Annotated in this window: 18 protein-coding genes; 6 read left to right on the top strand and 12 right to left on the bottom strand. The window is 33.3% G+C overall.

Annotation, left to right across the window (positions count from 1 at the left end; translation table 11 throughout):
* The first annotated feature begins 7 nt into the window (after positions 1-7).
* The 5 genes from DZ60_RS0108155 to DZ60_RS0108130 all read left to right on the top strand — a co-directional run bounded on the left by DZ60_RS0108155 (position 8) and on the right by DZ60_RS0108130 (position 5225).
* Positions 8-904 carry an AraC family transcriptional regulator gene (locus DZ60_RS0108155; RefSeq protein WP_152537396.1) on the top strand — a complete coding sequence of 299 codons (897 nt, stop codon included), beginning with the start codon at positions 8-10 and terminating at the stop codon, positions 902-904.
* Between the two features lie 549 nt (positions 905-1453).
* Positions 1454-2290 (top strand): LytR/AlgR family response regulator transcription factor, encoded by an 837-nt coding sequence (locus DZ60_RS0108145; protein ID WP_025741597.1) that lies wholly within the window; start codon positions 1454-1456, stop codon positions 2288-2290.
* A 124-nt stretch (positions 2291-2414) separates the two neighbouring features.
* On the top strand, positions 2415-3077 hold the full coding sequence (locus DZ60_RS0108140; RefSeq protein WP_025741596.1) for a CPBP family intramembrane glutamic endopeptidase: 663 nt from the start codon (positions 2415-2417) through the stop codon (positions 3075-3077).
* Between the two features lie 626 nt (positions 3078-3703).
* Positions 3704-4147, top strand: coding sequence for a hypothetical protein (locus tag DZ60_RS0108135; protein WP_152537395.1), 444 nt, complete (start codon positions 3704-3706; stop codon positions 4145-4147).
* 217 nt (positions 4148-4364) lie between these two features.
* On the top strand, positions 4365-5225 hold the full coding sequence (locus DZ60_RS0108130; RefSeq protein WP_025741594.1) for a hypothetical protein: 861 nt from the start codon (positions 4365-4367) through the stop codon (positions 5223-5225).
* Between the two features lie 272 nt (positions 5226-5497).
* Here the strand turns inward: DZ60_RS0108130 and DZ60_RS0108125 are convergent, their stop codons facing one another.
* From DZ60_RS0108125 to DZ60_RS22715, 9 genes are all read right to left on the bottom strand, one after another.
* Complete coding sequence (locus tag DZ60_RS0108125) at positions 5498-9523, bottom strand: DUF6923 family protein (RefSeq protein WP_025741593.1); 4026 nt, start codon at positions 9521-9523, stop codon at positions 5498-5500.
* Positions 9524-9646: 123 nt separating this feature from the next.
* The gene (locus DZ60_RS0108120; protein ID WP_025741592.1) at positions 9647-10372 is read right to left on the bottom strand and encodes a LytR/AlgR family response regulator transcription factor; all 726 of its coding nucleotides are present in this window, start codon (positions 10370-10372) and stop codon (positions 9647-9649) included.
* A 12-nt stretch (positions 10373-10384) separates the two neighbouring features.
* The gene (locus tag DZ60_RS0108115; protein WP_025741591.1) at positions 10385-10705 is read right to left on the bottom strand and encodes an Hpt domain-containing protein; all 321 of its coding nucleotides are present in this window, start codon (positions 10703-10705) and stop codon (positions 10385-10387) included.
* Between the two features lie 3 nt (positions 10706-10708).
* Positions 10709-11761, bottom strand: coding sequence for a sensor histidine kinase (locus tag DZ60_RS0108110; RefSeq protein WP_025741590.1), 1053 nt, complete (start codon positions 11759-11761; stop codon positions 10709-10711).
* A 1-nt stretch (position 11762) separates the two neighbouring features.
* On the bottom strand, positions 11763-12896 hold the full coding sequence (locus tag DZ60_RS0108105) for an FIST signal transduction protein (RefSeq protein ID WP_025741589.1): 1134 nt from the start codon (positions 12894-12896) through the stop codon (positions 11763-11765).
* Between the two features lie 5 nt (positions 12897-12901).
* Positions 12902-14497: a sensor histidine kinase gene (locus tag DZ60_RS0108100; protein ID WP_025741588.1), complete on the bottom strand. Its 1596-nt coding sequence runs from the start codon at positions 14495-14497 to the stop codon at positions 12902-12904.
* Positions 14490-15035 carry a heme NO-binding domain-containing protein gene (locus DZ60_RS0108095; protein ID WP_025741587.1) on the bottom strand — a complete coding sequence of 182 codons (546 nt, stop codon included), beginning with the start codon at positions 15033-15035 and terminating at the stop codon, positions 14490-14492. Before DZ60_RS0108095 ends, DZ60_RS0108100 begins: the two co-directional genes overlap by 8 nt.
* Positions 15036-15061: 26 nt before the next feature.
* Complete coding sequence (locus tag DZ60_RS0108090; protein ID WP_025741586.1) at positions 15062-15466, bottom strand: response regulator; 405 nt, start codon at positions 15464-15466, stop codon at positions 15062-15064.
* Positions 15467-15974: 508 nt separating this feature from the next.
* Positions 15975-17132, bottom strand: a complete 1158-nt coding sequence (locus DZ60_RS22715; protein ID WP_051477605.1) for an SIS domain-containing protein — start codon at positions 17130-17132, stop codon at positions 15975-15977.
* 201 nt (positions 17133-17333) lie between these two features.
* On the opposite strand from DZ60_RS22715, the gene agaR reads away from it, so the two are divergent.
* Complete coding sequence (agaR, locus tag DZ60_RS0108080; RefSeq protein ID WP_025741585.1) at positions 17334-18119, top strand: transcriptional repressor AgaR; 786 nt, start codon at positions 17334-17336, stop codon at positions 18117-18119.
* 752 nt (positions 18120-18871) lie between these two features.
* Here the strand turns inward: agaR and DZ60_RS0108075 are convergent.
* The 3 genes from DZ60_RS0108075 to DZ60_RS0108065 all read right to left on the bottom strand — a co-directional run bounded on the left by DZ60_RS0108075 (position 18872) and on the right by DZ60_RS0108065 (position 23195).
* Positions 18872-20461, bottom strand: coding sequence for a DUF4832 domain-containing protein (locus DZ60_RS0108075; protein ID WP_081740435.1), 1590 nt, complete (start codon positions 20459-20461; stop codon positions 18872-18874).
* A 277-nt stretch (positions 20462-20738) separates the two neighbouring features.
* On the bottom strand, positions 20739-21635 hold the full coding sequence (locus tag DZ60_RS0108070; protein WP_025741583.1) for a DMT family transporter: 897 nt from the start codon (positions 21633-21635) through the stop codon (positions 20739-20741).
* A gap of 186 nt (positions 21636-21821) precedes the next feature.
* Positions 21822-23195 carry a vanadium-dependent haloperoxidase gene (locus tag DZ60_RS0108065; protein ID WP_161634377.1) on the bottom strand — a complete coding sequence of 458 codons (1374 nt, stop codon included), beginning with the start codon at positions 23193-23195 and terminating at the stop codon, positions 21822-21824.
* Positions 23196-23198 lie beyond the last annotated feature (3 nt).

Below are 23198 nucleotides of genomic sequence, written 5' to 3'. Positions count from 1 at the left end.
TGCGATAATGAAACCTTCTTTCCGACCTGTATCCTATTCTTTTCAAAGTGCTTTTCAGATAGAAAAATTTGATAAGAAAATCCCGTGTACCCATGATGGGTTACATTTTCATAATAGTTATGAAATTGTCTTTGTAAAAAACGGGAGCGGGAAAATAAATATTGAAGGAATTGAATTTAACTATAACAATGGGACATTAATTTTTATGGGGCCTTGTATTCCTCATTTTGGTTTCTCTAATACAATGTTCGAGAATAATTATGAAATTGTCATTCATTTTGATAATGTTTTTGTCGAGCAGCGCTTAAAGTTATTTCCAGAGTTTACATATTTACTTCGATTATTACATCTCTCTAAGCGATTTTTGGTTTTTGATACCGAAACAAAAAATAAAGTTGCTCCTATGTTTGAAAACATTTTGGGACTAACACAGGGTAAACAGTTACTGTCAATATTTGGATTGCTTGATGAATTGTCATTGTCAACATCAAAAAAAGTTTTGATCAAAGAGGGAGTCAGTGATCGGTATGCGCAAAACAAACAGGTAACTAAAATATTCGAATTCATTAACAAAAATTATAGTCTTCAGGTTAGTACACAAGATGTTGCAAAACATATTGGTATGACTACAAATTCTTTTTGCAGAATGTTCAAGACATTGACTCACAAACCTTTTGTCGAGTATCTAAATGAATATCGAATACATAGGGGTACAAAGTTATTACAAGAAACTGATGATAGTATTTCTGAAATTGCTTATCAATGTGGTTTTGAGAATCATTCCTATTTCTCGCTACAATTTTGTCGCGTAACGGGCAAAACCCCTATTAATTATAGGAAAGAGTATCGTGAGCGTATCGATGTAGAATATCACAAAAAAACAAAAAGACACCCTGAAAAATAGATGCTTTTGTATGATGTTTTATAATGTTCAAAAAGCTGATTTACAATACAAATGACATTGTCTTGTAAAATGTCATATCAGCACAACCAATAACTTTGTATTGCAAAACAAAACTATATTGAATAACTTGTTTTTTTATTAAATATGATAGAAGTTACGGCTGTTGAGATATTTGATATCTTTTGTGAAAGATTCGCAGATATCCAAGATAAAATAAGAATGTTTTCCTGCTATCCAAAGTCTCCTGACTTTGGGGCATTTACAACGAGTGTATAGATTGCTATAATTTGACTCAAAACTTGCCAATAAGAGAGTCAACAGCATAGGATCGCTCAAAGTCGGGAGACTTTGCCTTTACTTTGCCAAGTGGGTAAAATGAAGTGAACAAGGGATCATACATGATTTTTTATTCCGTGATGAGATCCAAATAATAGATTTGATGCAAAAATACTCGAAGTAAATTTAATGAATGACGAGTAATATTCTTGACAAAATTCTATGGAGAAATTATTTTTTACTTTTGAATCTAAAGAAAAGCCCTTTTGATTCATGAGTAGTACACAACCAATCAAGAATACAGTAAAAAAAGCATGGCATATATGTATCAGTAGTTCTGCATGGCTTTGGTTTCAGAGAGCAATTGTATTGATAATTTTCTCTTTGGTGGTCAACCATTTAGCAACAAGAGACAGTTTTCCGGATGGTGGATCATACAGATTTCCCATTGAAGGATTCTTGGCGTCTATTATTTTATCCACGTTCATTGGGGTCATAGCGCATCTTAATTTTAAATTTTACAAGAAGAAGTATTTTTCTAAAAAAGTAGAAGCTAGCACTATCGCAGGATTTCTAGCTTCTACTTTAGGATATATTACCATCATGTATATTCCTGTAAATATTATTGTAGATAAAGTTGTAGGTGGTCAAACAATATTCTATTATTTGCTAATAGGTTTGTTGCTTACCTTATTACTGAGTTTTATTGGTGTCATATTGGTTTATGCACGCACTATGTACGGCTTGTATATTGTATCTGTAAAAAGTGCTGAAATCACGATTGAAAGTGGTGCAAAAACAACCAAACTTACTTATGAAGATATTGCATGCTTTTATAGCGAAAATAAAATTGTATACACAGTTCAAAATGACGGTAGCACAATGAATACTGATTTCACATTGAATGAACTGGAAGAAAAAATAAACGATCAATTATTTTTTAGAGCCAATCGAAAAATTATCCTTCACAAAGATGCCGTAGACCAAATTGAAAAGATTGAAAATGGTAAGTTACGTATTCAGCTAAAAGCCTCTATTAAAAACGATGCAATAGCAGAAATTAATATCAGTCGTTACAAGAGAAAAGCATTTATGGATTGGTTTCAATAAAAGATACCAAAAACTATCGACTATTCAGTTACAAATTTATGACCATTCAGTAAAAACATAAGTATTTAAAGGGGTTTTCAGAGAATTTGTTCATTATTTCGTTTAGAATTTGAAATCAAAAACAATGAACAAAATTAGCTTACGACAAACATTAATTCCATTAATTACCATTGCAATTATCTGTTTTTTATGGTTTGGACCAATCCGTATAAGTTATATAGAAAATATCATTATTTCTATATTAATTATTATAGCGAATTATATAGAATACAAAGGAAAACCATTTTCGGCACTAGGGTTTCAACGTGAAAAATTTACATTCAAAAATATCTTAGTATTTGCTCCCTTAGTTGCACTAGGGCTCTTTGTTTTTTATGTTTTTATATTGGTTCCCGGAATTACAAAACTCACAGGAGCTCCTATAGATTATTCAAGTTTTGATCAATTGAGAGGAAATCTCCCTGCCTGTTTGATTGCATTATTAATAGTGTGGGGTTCTGCAGGATTCGGAGAAGAAATTATCTTTCGTGGTTATTTTATGCGACAATTTGTAAAATTCTTTGGAGAAAGCAAAGTTAGTATTGTACTTAATATTGTCCTACTTTCTTGTTTTTTCGGCTTTATGCATAGTTATCAAGGGATTACAGGACAACTTGTTACAGGGGTTGTCGGTGCACTCTTAGCCCTGATATTCTACTTGCGCAAATATGATTTGTGGTTTCTTGTTGCGGTACATGGTTTTTTTGACACTATTGCTTTAATTTGTATTTACTTTGGTTTCGTGTAACGATATCATGCAATACTACTTACATCTTGAATTTACATAATAAAATGTGTTTTTTGGGACTATATTTTGTGATATAAATAAAACAGAACTATAGTAATACTTGATGGTTTCTTGAGATGTTAACTAAATTACGGAGCTTAACCTGACTCAAAAAAATAACAAAAGTAATTACGATTGTTGTGTTTTGAACTTTTGTTAACACCATACATTCTTGATAGCTGTTAATTGCTTATTTACAAAAATATTCGCTATCATTATAGTTGTTTTGATGAACTATTTTTTAGGTGAAAGATGCTAAATGCATATATATCTGGTGTTGGTTATGGGTAAGAAGAGGTTAGGCGGTGTATCTGTCTCAAAATCGTAAGGTTTTGCTGAGCGAGGTATGAAGTTTCAAACTCTGGATAGGGGATTATTGAGGTTTAGTAATGGGTTATAGAGCATAGATATACCAATGTAACTGAAAACAGGTAGTGTCAATAGTAGTATAACAAGTACTTTTGAAGTATAGAACTTATATATAGCATATGAAAACACACACGTTAAGGTACATTATCCTTTTCTTTTTATTTACAATTTATTGCAATAGTCAAAATAAAAGAATCGAGTTTGACATACAAGAATGTATGATGAATTGTTTATCTACACAACAAAAAGACCATATAAACACTACTATTTCTGAATATGAGAGTCTTTTGATAAAAAAGAGAATTTTGAAATCAAGAGAACCCGAGAGTTATTATCAGTTATATGAAAAAGTGGCAAAAGGCGAAGTTGTTGATTTTAGTAATGCTTATGAATTTACTTCAAAAATACGGGTCACTGATACAGTAGCTAATAAAAAAATTTCTAAATGTTTTGAACAAATTGTTAATACAGAGAGGTTTGAAAAATCAAAATTCAAAAAGATTATAGAATTAGAAAACCGATGGGGTGCAGCGCAAATGGGTGACAAAGAAAGATCTCCTGCTTGGTATTCACAAAATGTAATTAAGATTCTATCTATCGAGGATTTCGAATTAGAATATTATAGAACCTATGCACTAACCTTTATTGAGCGCTTTAAATAGTCGGGGATTCAGTGATTGTGTAATGCAAGGGTAAGATGCAAAATCTGTGCTTTTAGGTTATGTTGTAGTAACTAGAATAAGGTTAGGATTTTTCTTTTAAGCAATGTATGATATTGTAAGAGGATTGATTTTTTATACGTCAAATTCCCTGAAAGCAGGGGTGTCTCCTTAAAGAAAAGGAAATATTTTTAGGCACTCACATACAAAGCAATTTATTATGAAATTAAACCTTACTTATTACGTAATTGTAATTTTTAGCATCTTTACATTCTCATGTACCAAAGAGGATGTAGAAACTTTTGATGAGACCCAAGAAATACAGGAGTTAGAGTCTAGCATTTCAGAAATCCCTCTGAAGGATCTAAATATTCCTACAGAAACAGCAAAACTATCGAATCCTTTACCGGGCAACAAAAACACCAGCGAATCACAAACCAAAAACCAAGTATATGGTCCAGAAGTAGGAAATCAAGTATGGTATGGAGTAGGTAGTACAGTATCAGACTTTTATAGAAACGGAGATATCGTACAGGAGGAAAATTATTTTGGTGAGGATACGATTACTTTTACTGTAGAATGGGAAGATGATAATTTTGTTTATGTTCTGGATAGTAATAGAGACCTATATTTGGCATTACCTATCTGGTATCCTGGTGCTAATAAAAGAATGTATTGGTCTACTGATCTTTCCTCTTCATGGAACACATGGGAGGAAGCAAATTACTACGTTCTTTTAGGTAACAGTTGTGATATGGACAATGAAAAACCTACTATCGATCCACCTTGTTACAGAGTAAGTGGTGGGACCATATGCAGAGGGCGAACACATTGGGTGCCAAATTTTCCATCGAAGGTAGGAGACTATAGATCTTTCTTGGTATATACACTTAATATGGATGACAATTGTGATTCGTATCTTACCGTAAGACAAAACCCTGAACCTGGAATGGAGATCACCGGACCAACCAGAATATATGTTACTCACACTATTATCGATAATCAAGGAAATACAAATGAAGTAAGACATCATGTTGATTTTAGAAATTTTTCTGATCTCGATGACTCGACCAACTTTTAAGAGCCGCTATTCCAAATTGGGGGTATGGCTACAATCTTTTTAGGTGCTGCCAAAGCTCAGTATTTAAAAGTAACTATTTAAAATAAAAAAGTAAGAAACAGTCGCCTATTAAAAGGTGACTGTTTTTTTATGTGGTATGCATAGGCAGTAGGTAGTAATTCCATAGAAATAATAAATTTTCTACTGCATAAAGCGGGTTAAAAAACAGACAAGGATAACTACAACAGTTATCCTCGTCTTACCCAAATTTTGAAACTAAACTATTTCATTACTTATTGTATTAATAAATTACCTATATATTGCTTATTGTTTATGTCTTTTATAATGTATTGATACATACCTGGAGTCAGGTTTCTTGTCTTAAAAGTAAGCGCGGTAGTTTTTGAGGCAACCTGCTCATGACGTACTGTTCTTCCTACCATATCGATAACCATTATTTCTAATGTTTCATTTGTTGTATCAGGTAATTGTATGGTTGTGGTCGTAGTAAAGGGGTTAGGGTAGTTCATTAATCTTATTGGTTTGCTAACCTCTTCTATAATTTGTACCGTTTCTTCTTCGATTATTTCTGCTACTTCACTTTCTTCTAATTCTTCTACTGATTCTGGAGCTGGCGTATCTTTTGTGGTATTTGTAAATGCCAGATCAGAAACAGATAGATAAAAAGGGATGAAGGTTTGGTAGTCTCCTTGTACTGAAAACACAATACCTCTCACTCTGTTAATTTCTTCACTTTTATTGTTGTTATTTGTAAAATCTGCAAATGAGATAGTATGCATTGTATTTTCATCTGTAGCAGTAATGGTGTATCTCAACCTGTTATTCCAATCGGTAAGTCCTTCTGTTACAAGAATAAGTTCTATATCTGTATTACTTGTCATTTCGAATTGTACTGCATCGAAGTTAGAGACATCAAAAGTAAGGTCACCAGCAAGAATGTTTCTAAAAAGATTTATAGTTTCTTTTACTTCTCCTTGCACAATGGCATTACGTTCTATGGTATATTCATGATCACTTGCTTTTTTGTGATGCTCAATAACTTCAAAACTGTCAATAACAACTCCTTGTTGTAAGTAATCAATACCCCATGGCCCATCTGCAAGGTATAATGCATCTAATTTTGTAGAGTGTTCTCCTGCAATTGAGAACCCTATATCGAATAAGTGCCCTGTATCAATTGAGATTTGTTCTGAGTATGCTCCTGATAATGCTATCGTCTTGTTGATATTCGTTTCAGAGGTTTGCTCCGTCTTCCGGATATTTCCGTTAAAAATCATGTGGGTAGCTCCTAATTTATTTATGATATCAAGAGTTAATTTTCCGTTAGCATAAAAACCTTTTTGTACAAATACGGTTGGGATACTATTACTTACTTTGTGACTTCTTATCGGTTTGTTAGCCAAAAAAGAGTCTAAAATATGGTTTGCAATATTTGATACTTGTGAAACAGATCCTCCCCATACCTGAAAGTTGATATAATCACCTGCAGGATATTCATTAATATTCCATAAGCTATATACTTCATTTTCTGCATCTTCCTTTTTTATAGAAAAGGTCAGCGTATATTCAATTTCTCCGGTAGCACGCATTATTCTCGTGCTTACAAGGGTATGGTTTTTTATGTTTACTGTTCTTACATCTAATAAAGTAGAACCATTAAGACGATCACAAATAGTTTTTGAATGGTCATATATCGTTCCTTTTGTTGAGGTTGCCAGAGCTGCAGCAACTCTTTCTTCGCCATCATAGTAATCTACAGAGAATACGGATTGGGCATTGGTAATTCCTAATAAATCTTCGGGACTTGAGACATAAGTAGTCTCAGTACCTAACATTCCTGTTTTAGGAAAGTGAACACTTAGATCTTCGTTGTTACTCGACTTATATGATTTAATACCCGGTTGAAAGCTTTTTTGTGTTTTTTTAGTATTAAACACAGCATTGGTTTTTGTTCTTATAAAGTTACGCTTAGCGATAAGGTTAGCCAAATCTCCGTTACTTTCTAACCCACCATTGTTACCAGAAGTTACCGGAGTAGCTGTTTCGATACCTACATAATTCGTGGTCTTAATTGCAGTATAAGGGCTTGCTGTAATATAGAATAAAGCATCATTAAAATCTTGATCACAAGAAGCATAATCTCTTCTAATATCTTCAAAACCAAGGATGATTCTCTCATTGTCTGGGTCTGATAACAAAACGTTGTGATATCTCAAAGATGCGTTACTTTCTGGGTTATAATCTGGATTCGAATGAACTTGCCAGTGACCAGTTCCTACACAGCCGTCAGACCATGCATTTGCCAAAAGTACCCATCCGATACCAGTATTAGCAGAGAATGTCCCTATCTTTACTTTATCACCAACTTCTAAGCTACCACCGCTTCCTACAGCTGATACATTCGGAAAAACAATAGTAATATCTTCTGGAGTTGGAGCAGTTACCGAAGGAGCATCTTTGTCATAGGTGTAAAAACCTAAAGTATTTTTGTAACCAGCACCTTCTCCTACGAATGTTATCCAAATATCGGCTTGTTCTTCTAGAATGACGTCAGTGTCATATCCAGAGGAAATATAATGAGGGTTATAGTCAGGAACAGGATACCCTTCTGGTAAGGCATTGTTTATCATATCAATCGTTTCTTGACTTACGGTATCTTTTTCATCAAAGTATAGGGGAGTACCATCAGAAGTAAAATCTCCTAGATAGTTATATCTGTCACATATTTCAGGTACAGGAAAACTAGATGGGGTTTGGTTTCCATTCTCTGGATCAAAACTACTCTTTCTTAAATCGTAATTATCATCTAACCCATCTTCATCATTATCAATACCTGAGGGGGTTGTTTCTGCAATGCCATCACCATCGTAATCATAGGCTATAGTATTATCTAAGATTCCGTCATTATCAGAGTCTATATCAAGATGATCGTATCCATCGTCTTGATTATCTGTATTTACAGTTCCATTTGTGGTGTTTCCAAAATCAGGATCAAACGCATCATCCATCCCATCTTTATCTTGATCTATGCCAGAAAGCCCTGTATATGATCCAGGATTTTGTCCTTCTATAATGTCTACAATACCATCATTATCAGAATCCGTATCATAGCAATCATATATTGTATCGTTATCAGTATCTAGAGGAGTAAAGTCAGTGGTTGCGTGATCTGTGTCAAAAAAATCTGCAACACCATCATTATCGCTGTCTATATATCCAGCGTCAAAACCATTGTATACACCATCATTATTGGTGTCTTTGTCACCATGACCAGCCTCTACAATATCATAAATACCATCATTATCTGAATCAATATCCAGAAAATCGGGGTTACCATCACCATCTCTATCAAAGGCATCTTGTACTACATTATTACCGTTACCACTAAAATCGTTGTCTAAATAATTATACATATTATCTCCATCTTGATCGCCATAGGGATCAATCCCCTTAGATTCTGCAGTATTTGTAATACCATCGCCATCACAATCTGCATCCATAGAATCTAGAATACCGTCTTGGTCTCTGTCCAGAGGAGAAATTCCAGATGCACATTTAAAACCATCATTAGAGTTTGTTGTTTCTGTTAGATTAAGTAATACTGCTGTAGGAGATGCTTCGGTGTAATCATTAATAAGATATAGCCCACCTTTATTATCAGACAAGTATAATCGATTAGTCGCATCTGCATAAGCTGCGCCAAAAGTACTATTTGGTAGGTTCGCCACTGTTTTACTAGAAAACACAGGTGTACCCGAAGAAAGATCCCAAGTAAATAATTTTCCTTTACTTCCTCCGTAAAAAGAACCATTAACGAATGCTATATCTGCGCAATTACTCGGTGATGCTACATCTGCTTGTACAATTTCAAAAGTCGGAGAGGACGTACCATCATATGTAGTAAGGTTTGTTATTTTGTGGAAACTTATTTTGTCGGTATTCTGAAAAACCCAAAGATTTCCTTGATCATCAATATCAGCGGCATATCCTCCTCCAAACTCGGTGGTACCATTTATAGTTACTTCTCCTAAATCGATTACCATGTCTTTGGCAATCCTTAGTAAATGCCTATCGCTATTTTTGATTGCATATAAGTAATTGTCTTCGATGTTGTATCCTCCTGCATTGTACGCAGAGTATGAGTGTAAAGCTTCAGAATAAGAACCGGTTATTGGATCGTATGCTTTCATTACACCAGAGATTACTTGATAGAAGTTTCCTTCATTACAATCAAAGGGCTGTTGTGCAATTATTATAGAACCTGTAATCAAAAAGATTAAAAGAGTAATTTTTTTCATAGCGTTATAGATTATTAAGTTTTTCAGATACTTAAAATTAATCTATAGAAGTGCTAGGTAAGGCCTTTATTCGATCAGTAGTATATTAATATAGGTGAGTGGGTTTTATGCTCAGATAAATATTTATAGCATATTGAGGCGTTTCATTAATTCGGGTCGATTTGATCTACTTACTGGGATTACATCTTTGGCAATAAGCACACTATTGTCCTCTATGTCTATGATTTTCTTTATGTTAATGATATAGGATCTATGTACTTTTAGAAAAAGGTCATCAGGTAATTTTTCTTCTATTTTTTTTAGTGTAGAATGTACAGTATAATTTTGACTTTCTGTTTTTATAAGTATATAATCTCCCTTTGCCTCGATCATATTGATAGTTGGGATATTAATTTTGATAAGTCGGCGGTCGATATTAATATATAATTCTTTTTGTTCTGTACTATTAGAAGAGGATTCTATATCATTTTCTTTGACTGTTTCTGAGGTAGGTGCAGTCTGGGCGCTTTCAGCTTTTTGAATAGCTTTAATAAATCTAGGTAGTGTAATTGGTTTTACTAGGTAATCTACTATACACTCATATTCAAAAGCTTCTAGAGCAAAATTTTTGTCAGATGTGGTAAGTATGATTTTAGGAGGGTTTTTGAGGGTATCAATAAAATCAAACCCGGTAAAATCAGGCATGTGAATATCTAGAAATATTAAATCTACTTCCTCTTTATTCAAAAATTTGATAGCCTGCATTGCATTAGGAAAATCTTCTATAACATTAAGCTCATCAACTTGTGAGCAAAGTTGTTGTGTAATAACTCTTGCGGTCTCTTCATCATCAATTATAATGCAATTCATACAAGTTTCGTTTTAAAGGGTTTCAAGAAAATGCTCTATAGATTCTAAAATTAACATAAATTTTGGATATAAAGAAGTATTCTTTTTTTTTAGTTCTTCTTCAAAGTCAATAGCAGTTTGATATCCATCTTCGAAACCAAACATTCCTATTTTGTGTTTTAATTTGTGCACATTCTCTGCTGACTTGCCAAGATTTTGTGCTGTATAATTTTGTAAAAATTCTTTTTTTTCCTCGGGGAATTCTCTTTTGATAATACCAATTATTTTTTCTTTAAAGGCTTCAGAGTCACCTGCTAATTCTTTGATATAATTTAGATTAGGGATTTCGTTCATGTTTTATTTTTTTAATGTGAAATAAAAGGTGGTCCCTATTCCTTCTTGGGATTCGATCCAAATGGTACCATGATAAAACTCCACTATTTTTTTTACAATGGACAAACCAATACCCGTTGATTTTTTTTCTGTATCCAAGGTCTGAAACATCTGAAATATCTTGTCGTGGTATTTTTTAGAAATTCCTTTTCCGTTGTCTTTGACTCCAAATTGCCAGAAATCTTCTTTGTCTTCAAAAAGAATTATAATTTCTCCTTTTCTTTTATCTATTGCATTCACTGCATTATTAAGCAAATTTTGAAATATTTGTTTAATTCTTGCGGGGTCTGCATATATGATTGGTAGTGAGATATCTGAAGTTATAGTAATATGATCAGAGATTTGTAATAATCGTATGATGTCATTAACTACTTGATTAAGGTCAATTTCGGATTCGAGATTTCTTGATTTATCATCGATTACTGAATATTCTAAAATACCACTAATCAAATTATCCATTTTTTCGATATTTTGATCAATCATATCTAGATTTGTTTTTACCGTAGGTTCTAATCGCTCACTATCTTCTTTAATCCAGTTAATAAGAGTATTAATGCTTCTCAAAGGAGATTTAAGATCGTGAGAAACAACATGTGCATAGTCATTAAGTTCTTTATTACTTTTTTCTAAATCTTGTAAAAGTAATTCTCGTTGTTTTTCTGCTTCAGAAATTTGATATGCTTGTTCTTCGATCATAACAGCTAGCTCTATACCACTAAGCTCAGAACCATGTTTATTGCCTTGTTGATTTTTGATGGTTATCGTTTGTAATGTTTTTGTAGCATCTGTTAATCGGGCAATTACTTTTTTTTGTTGTTCGGCTTCTTGTTGTAGTTTTTGATTTGCTTCGAATAACTCATTAGAGCTTAGGTCCATAGCTCGTTGAAGCATACCAAACTGTTCTTCAAAATTGTGGTACGATCTATCAATAGCATGAAGAAATTTTTCTATTTTTTGAGACTCTTGAGCTTGTGGAGTCAAAAATTTTCTGATTTGTCGTGCTAATAATGAATGCATTTTATTCACTAAATAAAGTTAATGTCATTGTTTGGTTATGTAATTCGCAACTTTGATTTCCTGCAAAAGGAGCTAGTTCTCCATACGAATAAAATCCGCTTACAGTGGCTTGTGATCCAATTGCTTCGATAACCTCTTCTATTTCTTCTTCGACACGTTGATCAAGCACTAATTTGCGCCCAATACAGCTAATTAAGAGTGCTAGTTCTGGTTTGTGGATTCGATTTTTCATTCCTATTTCTGCAGCATGCAATGCTCCATCTACAATATGGTCAATATTAGCCATCATAAGTTGTACGATAGATCCTTCGGGAACATCTCCTGCAAGTATCATCGCATTTGATTCTTCATCGATGGTCAGAATTGTTCGTACGATTGATTCTTTCTTATTTTTAGTTTTTACACTTAGAGGATAGAGCAAAGCCGATTTTGGGAGTTCGGCAGCTTTGTCACCGAGATATTTCTTGTATAGATCTAATGCGGGTTGGTTATCTAATTCATACAATATATTTTGATCAGATTTTGTAATAATTCGCTCTGGACCAAAAGGGGTCCACCCTCCATATTGAGCGTAACTTATTTCTAATGATGCTCCGTAAAAGGCAATTAATATCACTTCTCCTTCTTTTGGGTTCTCATTATATCCTGATATTGTTTTTTCGAATCTAGCATCATCACCACACAATCCTCCTGTAATGGCTACATTAGAAGTCATAGTTTCTAAGCCTTCTATTAATGCCGATCCGTTAATAAAACTTCCTTCAGAAATAATAAAAATGTGTTTTAAACCTTCTTTGGGGACTTTTCGGATTAAGGCTTTTCCTAATTGTATGGCATCTTTATTATTATCAAAACTATTTTCTCTAAAAACAGTGTAGGTACTTTTTTCAAACTCAATTGCAGTAAGAGTTAATGAGTCATCTAGAACTTGTGCTCCGATAATTTCGCCAGCCGTAGAGCCAAAAATAATTTCTCCGTCAGGAAAAAGTTCTTTTACCTCTTCATAGACATTTGTGTTTTCTAAAGCATATCGGTTTCCAAAAACCAACACGAGTGGTTTCTTAAGAGTTAGATGATTAGCTTGCAGAGCGGTCCAATTTTTATTTTTTTTCTTTTCGAATTGCTGAAATCTCATAAGGTTTATTTTTTTAGTGTAAAATAAAATGTGGAGCCAATGCCTAGAGTACTTTCGAGCCAAATTTCTCCGTCATATAGCTCGACGACTTTTTTGACAATGGCAAGTCCGACACCAGTAGAATTTTCGTTATCTCCGACAGACTGAAACATTTTGAATATTTTATTGTGATATTCTTCTTTGATCCCAATACCATTGTCCCTAATGATAAAAAGATGATGGGTATTCTTGTCTTGGTAATCAATTTCTACTTTTCCATTTTCTTTGTCCATATAGATTACAGCGTTACCTATAAGGTTTTGAAAAAGTTGTTGGATTCTTGTTACATCTCCCTTTATTACGGGTAACTTTTTGAGAACGTTCACCGAAGTTGTTTTAGGAATCAACACAATGTTTTTAATATCATTGACCAAAGAGTTGAGGTCTATTTTTTTGGTATTTAGATTATCTTTATCTCCTGCGCTCGAATAACTTAAAATATCATTTATTAGAGTTTCCATTTTTTCTAATGTTGTTTCTATCATAGAGAAATGATTCAATCCTTTTGTATTAAGGACATCACCATAGTCTTCTTTAATCCAATTTACCAAAGCATTAATATTACGAAGAGGAGATTTTAAGTCATGAGAAACGATATGGGCGTAATCTTTGAGTTCATTATTCGTTTTTTCGAGGTCCTTGACGAATTTTTCTCTTTGTTTTTCAAACTCTAATTGTTCAGTAATATCTTCTACAAGAGTCACTTGGTATTTTATAGACCCATTTGGGTTGCGAACCGCTGCGACATTTGTCTTAGCCCAAAATGCTGATTGATCTTGCCTTATATATTTTTGATTCATAGAAAAGGTATCTATTTCACCTTTTTCCATTTTTTGTAGAAATTCGGCCGGAGAACCATTGTGAATAGCCAAAGAGACATCTTTAATTTCTTTTGATAACAGTTCTTCTTGGGTGTACCCTAAAAGATCTTGAAAAGCTTTGTTGCATTGTAGTATTTTATCCTGTTGGGTCAATGCAATGCCTAAGGAAGAGTTTTCTACAATAGCTGATAGTTGTTTTTTTTGCTCCTCGAATATCTGTTTTTGTTCTAGCTCTTCGGTAATATCTCGAATAATTCCCTGAGCTCTTATCGAGTTATTTTTTTTATCCTTAATAAGACTAGCATTAATATGCACTGTTCTTACGCCATTATTTTTGGTGTATACTCTAGCTTGATAGTCTGTGAATGAACCTTCTGATACCAATTGCTGAAATGATGTCATGGCGTATTGGTAATCTTCTTTGTAAACCAGAGACATAACGTTAATTTTTTCTTCAGTAATATCATATCCAAAAAGTATTTTGGCAGCATTATTCATTTCTAGAATATTACCATACACATCAATAAGTACATAGGCATCTACCAAATTATCAAATACTCCTTGTAGCTCTAGTTCTTTTTTACCAATAAGGTCTTGTAGCTTTTCGTTGGCACCTTTAAGTTCATGAGTAAGTAGAAATAATTCTCTTGATTTATCTTCAAGAATTTTTTCGGCTTGTTTTCGAGCGGTTTTTTCTCTTACGAGCGCTCGTTTTAATATAAGAATATCATCACTACTCATTTGTTACCACGATACTAAATTTTACTTCGGTTCCGGTAGGGGTAAGTTTTTCAAAATTGATGTGTGCTTTGGTATTAAAATGCTCAAAAGTTTTGCGCATTAATCCTAATCCAAAACTATACATGGCTCTACTTGACTTGTAGATCATAACAAGCTTAGAATTAGATTTTTCTGTTATCTCAAAAGTGGGTAATTCGGCTTTAGGATATATTTTTTGAACTTCGACGTGAATATGATTTTCTATAGATGATAAAAGTTCTATAGGATCAGTATATGTATTGATTAAGCTTGGGTAGCTATTGGCTAGAATTGCAAAAAAGTGCTCCCCATAGGTAAGAAGAAGGTCATCAATACTTATTTTAGTGTGTTCACTAAGATGGGTAAGAAGGCTTAACATTTCAGAAAAATCATACGTACCAATTGCTGTATAGGCACCTTGAGACGAAAGATTGGATTGTTGTATGATTTTGTCAACTACTTCGAGTCCAAATTTGTCTTCGACTAGTTCTAAAAATTCTGTAAACACTATTCCTTTCATAAGTATACATTCTATAAGTTAAGTAGCTATACTTGTAGAAGTTCATTAACACTCCAGTATTCGATTAGACATTTTATCTTATGCATATAATCTTCATACTTTAATGGTTTCACAATATATCCTGCTGCTCCTATTTTATATGCCTCTTTAAGATCTTGATGATTGTTAGAGGTGCTTAATATAATCACAGGGATGTATCGCAAATCTGCATTTGATTTTAACTCTCTTAAGAACTCTAAACCGTTCATTTTTGGCATGTTTAAATCCAAAAATATCAAATCCGGTTGCTCTTTTTGAGCTAATATCTCTAATGCTTCTTCACCATTCTTGGCTTCTACAATACTGTGGGGGTAATTATTTTTTTGCAGAACTCTTGCAAATTTTAGTCGTTCTATTTCGTCGTCGTCAATTAATAAAAAGTTCAAACTCATTTTTTCAGATTATTAAGTTAAGTCAAAATTTGTTGTTTCACAATTATAAAGGTCTTCTTTTTTAGTAATGTTTTTTCTTTTCTTTCGTTCAAAGGGGTTTTAGTATAGACGAATGGTATTTTTATATAGATAAATGAAATAGATGTTTTTTTGTCAAAAAAACGCAAGTGTTTGGCGATAAGTGTTTAGCAGTGGGGGTGTTATGGCAGGTAATTCCTATGAGAATATATTCTTAGACTCATTTTTCTGTTATTCAAATTCAATAGAGAAAAGTAAATATAATAAGTTTCTAAAAACCGTTACAGTTTTTATTTCTTGAATGATTAGAAAATGTGAGAATTTGAGATAAATAGAGTATGTCCTAAAGATTAGATAGAATTTAGATAGAATAAGAAAAACGACATTCTGTAGAAAATGTCGTTTTGCCCCACATGCCAGTTGTGTATTTGTTACTCATACATTTACACAACTGTTTATTATATATTTATATGTCAACCTTTTTGGTTAACTAGTAAATTGTTACTCCTTTGACAACACGCGAAATAGCACCGCTTAGAGAGGGGGTGTCTGGTTGTAAATTTTTGTTTAATGATTTAAAAAAACCTAATACCTGAGCAAGTGTGATATTTGATACAGCTAGATAGGGTTCGTCAATGGTATAAGAATCATTTGATAATACGATTAACATATCAATATTCTTAGAAATATCGTTTATCTTTTTTTCTGCTATTGCTAATTGAAATAAAGGTTTTTTTCCTTTATCCATTCCTTGTACTAGGTCTTTTTCATAGCGTAATACGTCATCCTTATTAGATAGATAGTAAATCATAAGGGTATTTTGGTCTACTACCGCTTTTGGGCCATGTCTAAATCCTAGATAAGAATCGTGCTTACATATTACCAGTCCATCTGTTAATTCTTGCAATTTGAGATGTGATTCCATAGCGGTACCATATTGGGGGCCAGAACCCAGAAAAACAGCTCTATCAAAAGGTAGTTCTGCGATATCTCGTAGTGCCTCTAGTTTTTCTGAGATTATAGTAGTACCATACTTTTTGAGTTGATCAATCGTCGGTTTTAGAGAATCTATATTTTTTATGTCATTAATAAGTAAAGCAGATAATAACATTCCAGAATAACTTCCTGTCATTGCCAAACTTTTATCATCAGCCTCTTCGGGTAAGATAAATACGTATCCATTATTTTTGAATGTATGTTTGGCGAGGTTACCATTAGCATTACAAGTAATGATAAGGTGGTAACAGGTATCAGTAGTCATATCTGCGAGCTTAACCGCCGCGGTACTTTCTGGACTATTTCCTGATCTTGCAAAAGAAATCATTAATGTAGGAGTATCAAGCTCAAAATAGTCTTCTGGATGTGATACCAAATGAGTAGTAGCTACAGAAACAGTTGTAATGTTCGTTTTTCTCTGTAAGCTCCCTTCTATTGAGTAGCCTATATAGCCACTTGTTCCTGCTCCGGTAAGAATAATTTTTTGAACACTATTAAGAACGTTGTTCATAAATGAACCTATTTCTTTTTGTTCTGAAATTATTTTATCAAATATAGTTTCCCATAGTTTTGGTTGTCCGGCTATTTCTTTTGCAGTATGCAAAGCACCATTATTTTTAAGGATGTCTTCTTCAATATTAAGATACGTCATACTATGGTTTGTTGTTTATAATTTCGAAATGCTTTCGAAACATTTTGATACAAATTTACAAAAGTTATTTAAACTTTCAAAACATTATTTTTTTCAAATAAAAACTTTGTTAAAATTGGGGATGTTGTAATATTCATGACATATTCTTGCGATGTAAGTTGCAAATGGTTAATTTTGGTATATAAACTAGTTACTTAAGGTATGGGAGAAAGCAAGAAAAAACGATCTACAGTAGAACGACGTAAGAAAATATTAAATATGCTTAATGATAATGGTCAGGTTTTTGTTCATGAATTAAGCGAGCAATTTAAGGTAAGTGAAGTAACGATCAGGAACGATCTTGATTTATTCGAATCAAAGAAATTGCTTATTCGCTCTAGAGGAGGAGCAATGAAATATGAAAATAATGTAAGTATAGATTATCAGATTTCGGATAAAGATAAGATTCATTATGGCGAGAAAATAAAAATAGGAAAGAAAGCATCTAGTCTTGTCAATGAAGGAGAAACTATTATCATCGACTCTGGAACAACTACTATGGAAATCGCCAAGAATTTAGATACCAAGACTTCTCTTAATGTGATTACCAATGCATTTAATATAGTTAATCAATTGATTGGATTTCCTGGTATTAATATAATAGTCCCTGGAGGTACTTTGAGGAAAAATTCGCATTCTTTGGTAGGGCCATTAGCCGAGAAAAATCTTAAGAATTTTTATGTAGATAAAGTATTTATTGGTGTTGATGGTTTTGATACCACTGTGGGGGCATTTACTCCTAATATAGAAGAAGCTTCACTTAATCAAATTATGATTGATATTGCCAAAGAGGTGATTTTGGTAGCCGATTCAAGCAAATTCAGTAGAAGAAGCCTTGCTTTTATTTGTTCTTTGGATAAGATAGATGTGGTGGTGACCGATGAGAATATAGATCGGGCTGATCTAAAAAGGTTAGAGGATGCTAATATAAAGGTAATTATATCGTAACTACTTAAAAGGAGTTACCCATTCAAGCTTTTAACTTGATAACCTACATTATATATATCCTTATAGGAACGTTTCTATATTTTTTGAGGCGTAAATGGGAAACTCCTGTTTTTTGACATACTTGATGTCCTACTTTGTTTGATGTTGTTTCTAATCCTTGACTAGTTAACATCTGCATGGTAATTTGACATTAATTCTGCGATTAGTACCAAACATTCGATTACAGCTTTTTTCATAATTTCTAATTTTAAGTTATGTATTATTTACAAGGCAAAGATATGCATGAATGTAGAAGTAGAACACATCAATATTTACATATTTATATGCTATATTAACCTTATTTTTTATTTTAAGTTTTAATTAAGGTAATTTAATATATTTTTTAGCGAATATGATTAACTTTTAGTGAATTTATTGATGGTTTGTTATCATTTAGAAATAAATTTGATGAGATTATTAATTTTTGATTCTTTTGATTAGATAATAAGTATAGCATAAAGGGAGCTTATTAGAAGAGAGTAAATAGCTTGTTGTGAGTGCAATCACTTTAAAATAAGCGTATTAAAGTGTTTTTTTTTATTGAATTGTATCTGTTGTTTTATGAACTTACTCTAAGTGTAGATTGTGATAAATGCAAAAAATGATGGTATTACTTATTAAAACTAGATACGCCATTAATAATTTATAATGTACTTGATTCTTTTGCGATAAGAAAAAAGAGATAGAGGTCAAGAGAATATTAAAATTTGATATTAGATAATGGTTATTCTGTGGTTTAGTTTGTTAAAACCTGTGTTTTCTTCCCATACGTCGTCGTTCGCAAAACGGATGCTATATTCTATACGATCTTTAATGCTTTCGTGGGTGTCCTGAAGCAGCAATAAGACTTCATAATCTCCTTTTGGCATAGATGCTTCTGTTTCAAATTCTCCAGAAAGGGATACGCTTGAGAACCAAAACCTTATATCAGTGTCAATTTTGAATTCGGTTAAAGTTGCGTCTGCGGTATTTCTCAAAATTAGTTTTACATTTCTTTCTTTAGAAGGAGATGCGTAGCCTATATTTTCAAGATTAATGGTTAGGTTAATAGTATTTCCGGCAGTTACTTCTTCAGGAAATTCAGCATTTTTTAGAACAAATCGATATCCCAGATTACGTTTTATATCCTCCATGCATCCACCGTCGACCCAGTCATTATTTACCTCATTATTATAATCTGCATTGAGGTATGTGTAATGTAATGTTCTTAAATCAGTATCTGCTATGCCTGTGGGAGAGCAATCATTTTCTGGGCTATAGCTATCGTTACATGTTTCTCCTCCAACTATTACATAGTTACTATCATCTGCAAAATAAGGTTTTAGGTTTGTAATATCTGTTGTGCTAGAAGTGGCTGTATTTCCATAATCTTGATAGGTTCCAAAATCGTCGGCACTTGCAAAAAGACAATCGTTATGAAACCCTATTCTTGCTTTATCTGATGAGGTAAAAGCTTCGGCATTAGTTAATGGTGCAACATCAGTTGTTGCATTAATACCATATACAAAACGTTGTTTCATTTGTGGATATCGTACTTGTATCATCAGTTCTTTTGGCGTGGCATCAAGAAGAGCTTGTAGTACAGCTATTCTGTCTGTCCAATTTTCATCAAGTAACTTTCCTTGTGTATCGTTTGAAGAGGCATCTCCAAAATAATCGGTATAATAATTTTCTCCCCAAGTGCCAATAAATCCCATTTGTATCGCGGTAATAACGTCAGAGTTGGCGGTCAGTACGGTACCTAATTGCTCAATCTGTGCCTGTACAACAGATTTTGAGGCATCACCATAAGGGGGGCATATAAACCCTTCAGAACAACTACCAGAATTAGATGACACGGTGTATGTGAATCTCGGGATTAGTTTTACTCCTGCATTTCTGGCAGCGTCAAAATCTAACTGCATGTTGTCTAAAAAACTTTGAGGAATCGTTCCGGTTGTTAAACCATCTAATATGTAATATCTAAAAACTAAAGTACTTATGGTTTGGTATGTTGCGCCCGAGGAAGTTGAAGGAGAACTATATGTTTTTAGTTCTTCTTCTGATAAGACAGTATAATTACTAGCTCTTGTTTCTGAATATCTATAAAAACCTCTGTCAGGGTTTGCAAAATCAGCTGTACTTTCTGTATACTCAATAGTTACGCTGCTTTCGGTTGGATTTTCATCCTCATTCCCATTTTGATCTTCGTTTTCAGTGTCATTTTCAGTATCATTTTCAGCATTAGTACCATTATCATTGCTACAGTTTAGAAAAAGGCAAATTGATAGGACTAAAAGAAGTGTGTTACAAATAGTTTTCATAGCTGTTTTTTTTATACCTCTTAGAGGGCTGTTTCCTTGCAATTTGTTTCGAAATCACAATGTTTTTTCTGAAACATAGCCAACATACCTGTCTGGGGTTGTTGTGTGCTATGTTTATTTATTTGATTTTGAATCAACAAGAAAACAAGATGTTTGATATAAGATGTTTTTTTGATGTTCCCAGTATTACGTCATCATCATTTACTGTCATTTTATTTTAAGAATTGTTATGATCACTGTAAACAATGATCGTTTTCTAATAATAGAACTACGTTTTCTACCTTTTATTTTCTTTTGTTTTATCGTCTGGGTCTAATGCTAATAAGAATGCGGCAGCAACAGCAAGTATAATCCCTGTTATTTTGAACCCATTCGGAACATATCCTAAGAGTATCATGGCTATTATAGCGGTAATTAATGGGGCTCCAGCATTCGTTAATGGAGATACAACCATCGCTTTTCCGTATCTAAAGGCATATACAAGGCATAATGCACCAATAGAATTAAGAATTTGAATACCAGCAGCTAACCATGGTCCGTCAGGCCCATAGTTAATTTCTTGAGAAAAATCGGTCATATAGAGTGCAACGGGTATGATAAATAGGCCAGAGAGCATCATATAAAAAAAGATACTTTCAACATTCATCGTATTATTAGCAAGTTTCATAAAGTATGCTTGTAGTCCCCAAGCGAATAGTACAAGAATAGCAAGAACGAACCACAAGTAGCCATAATCAGCTTCATTTTCGCCATTAGAATATTCGAATAGTGGTAGTGCAACAAGGGCCAAAACAATCCCTAAAGTCCCTAGACGACCTGTCCTTTCTTTTAATAAATAAAAGGATAACATAATGGTGACCATTGGGGAAACAGATATAATTGGAAATATTAGATACGTTGGTCCAATAGTTACGGCATGAAAAAGTATCATTTGTCCGCCAGCGCCCAATAGACCAATAATAGCACCATAGATAATTGATTTTTTATCGTACTGAAGTTTCCAGTTATTTAGTTTTAAAATAATAAGTGCTGGAGGAATCATTGTTAGTGCCCATACGCAGTAGATCAAAGTATCGGGAAATCCATTTTCTGCAGGAACTCCTGTAAATGCTCCCCAAATACCCCAAAATAATGTTGTTATTATTGCGTAAAATAACCATAGTTTAGATTTCATAAAAAAATGTCGTTTAGTGGATGTCTCTAGAGAACCCTTGTTTTAGTACATAACTTTTAGCAATTTCTCTGGTTTATTTTAGACAAAAAGTTAAGTAACTGTAAATATAAGAAAGTTTTTGAAAGATATTAACTTTCATTATATTATGTTTTGAATAAAAGATGAGGTGTTTTTTTATATAAAGGTTTATTTATCTGAGTTGCGGTGATTGTTTCCTATGTTATTAACAATATACCTGCCGATTTGAGTTCCCTGTTTAACTCCATTCTCGATAGCAGGCATATAATGAATACCGCCATAGAGTCGACTTATTGCAGCCTCTTCTGCTGCTGCAGTAAAAGAATCGAACGATCTTGCTGGCAGTCCATATGGGATTTCGGTAGAGTCGGTGAACTTGTAATTATTTCCGAATAAATGAGTGAGCATTATTGCGGCTGAGCTTGAAGCTACACTGTGTCCGCTGGTATATTCTGGAAATGCCGGTGTTTGTAATATAGGTTTCCAATTTTGATCAATGTAGGTGTTGATATAGGTTTCCGGCCTAATTAGACTACTTTTATATTTCTCTGACCAGCAACTAATAAATGCATCTGCAATTGTAATTCCTAATTTTGATAAGGTCTCACTGGCTTGTAATGAAGAAAGTTTTTGCTCCTTAATAACTTGACAAGCAATCATCATCCAATGTCCTCCTGGTGATATTTGTTGTTTGTAGTACATAATATGTCCTTTTGTAAAAGAAATATTAGGGTTACAATCCCAAAATTTTGCCTTTTCGAGGTTTTCGGGGCTTAGGTTTTTTACAGCATCATAAACGGCAATAGTTTCTTGGTAAAATTGAGAAGAAGGTATGGTGTCAAAAGCAGTAGGAGGTTCAGGGAGGAATTGATTAGCCGAATCTAGAACAAAGGTGCGCAAGGTATTCCAGTTTGGTTCTATCGCTTCCATATAATCGGGAGGTGTTGGTTTCCAACTTCCAGGATCATTTAGTTTTAGCTGATAGCGAGACAGTGCTGATCGCTGATGGTATCCATCAGTATTGGCCCAATCTAGAATATGCGTTCCTACTATTTCTCCGTAATTAATAGAATTTTGAAGTGTTTTAGTGTCAATTTCTGTTTTTTCTAATTGGGAAATAAAATCTTCTTTATGTTTTTCGATTGCTTCACTATTGTATACTAGAGATTTTCCTGCCGTGGCAAAGGCAATCACACCAGAAATAGTAGCATTTATTTCGTGATGATTTTGTGGTGTTGGGATATCAGACAGTTTATTTAATTTTTGCGATAAGGAATTCTTATTTCCTTCTGCTGCTTGTATGGCTTCGTAGGCTGCAATATTTGAGTACGCATAAATTCGGCTTGCAACAGGAGGAGTGAAAACATCTGATATCATTACTTCAGTTAATTTTTTATTCCATTCTATCAGTTGATACCCAGTTTCGAGGTCTATTTTTTCAACAGGGAGGTCCTTTTTACAACCAAGGGAGGTGAGTAAAAAAGCTAGCATAATACTCACCTTTATATATATGTTTTTATGAAATGTTTGCTTATGTTTCATTAG

The organism is Aquimarina pacifica (assembly GCF_000520955.1).
Classification (GTDB): domain Bacteria; phylum Bacteroidota; class Bacteroidia; order Flavobacteriales; family Flavobacteriaceae; genus Aquimarina; species Aquimarina pacifica.
Note: the sequence above shows the minus strand (reverse complement) of the source record. Positions and strands in the feature narration are given on the sequence as shown.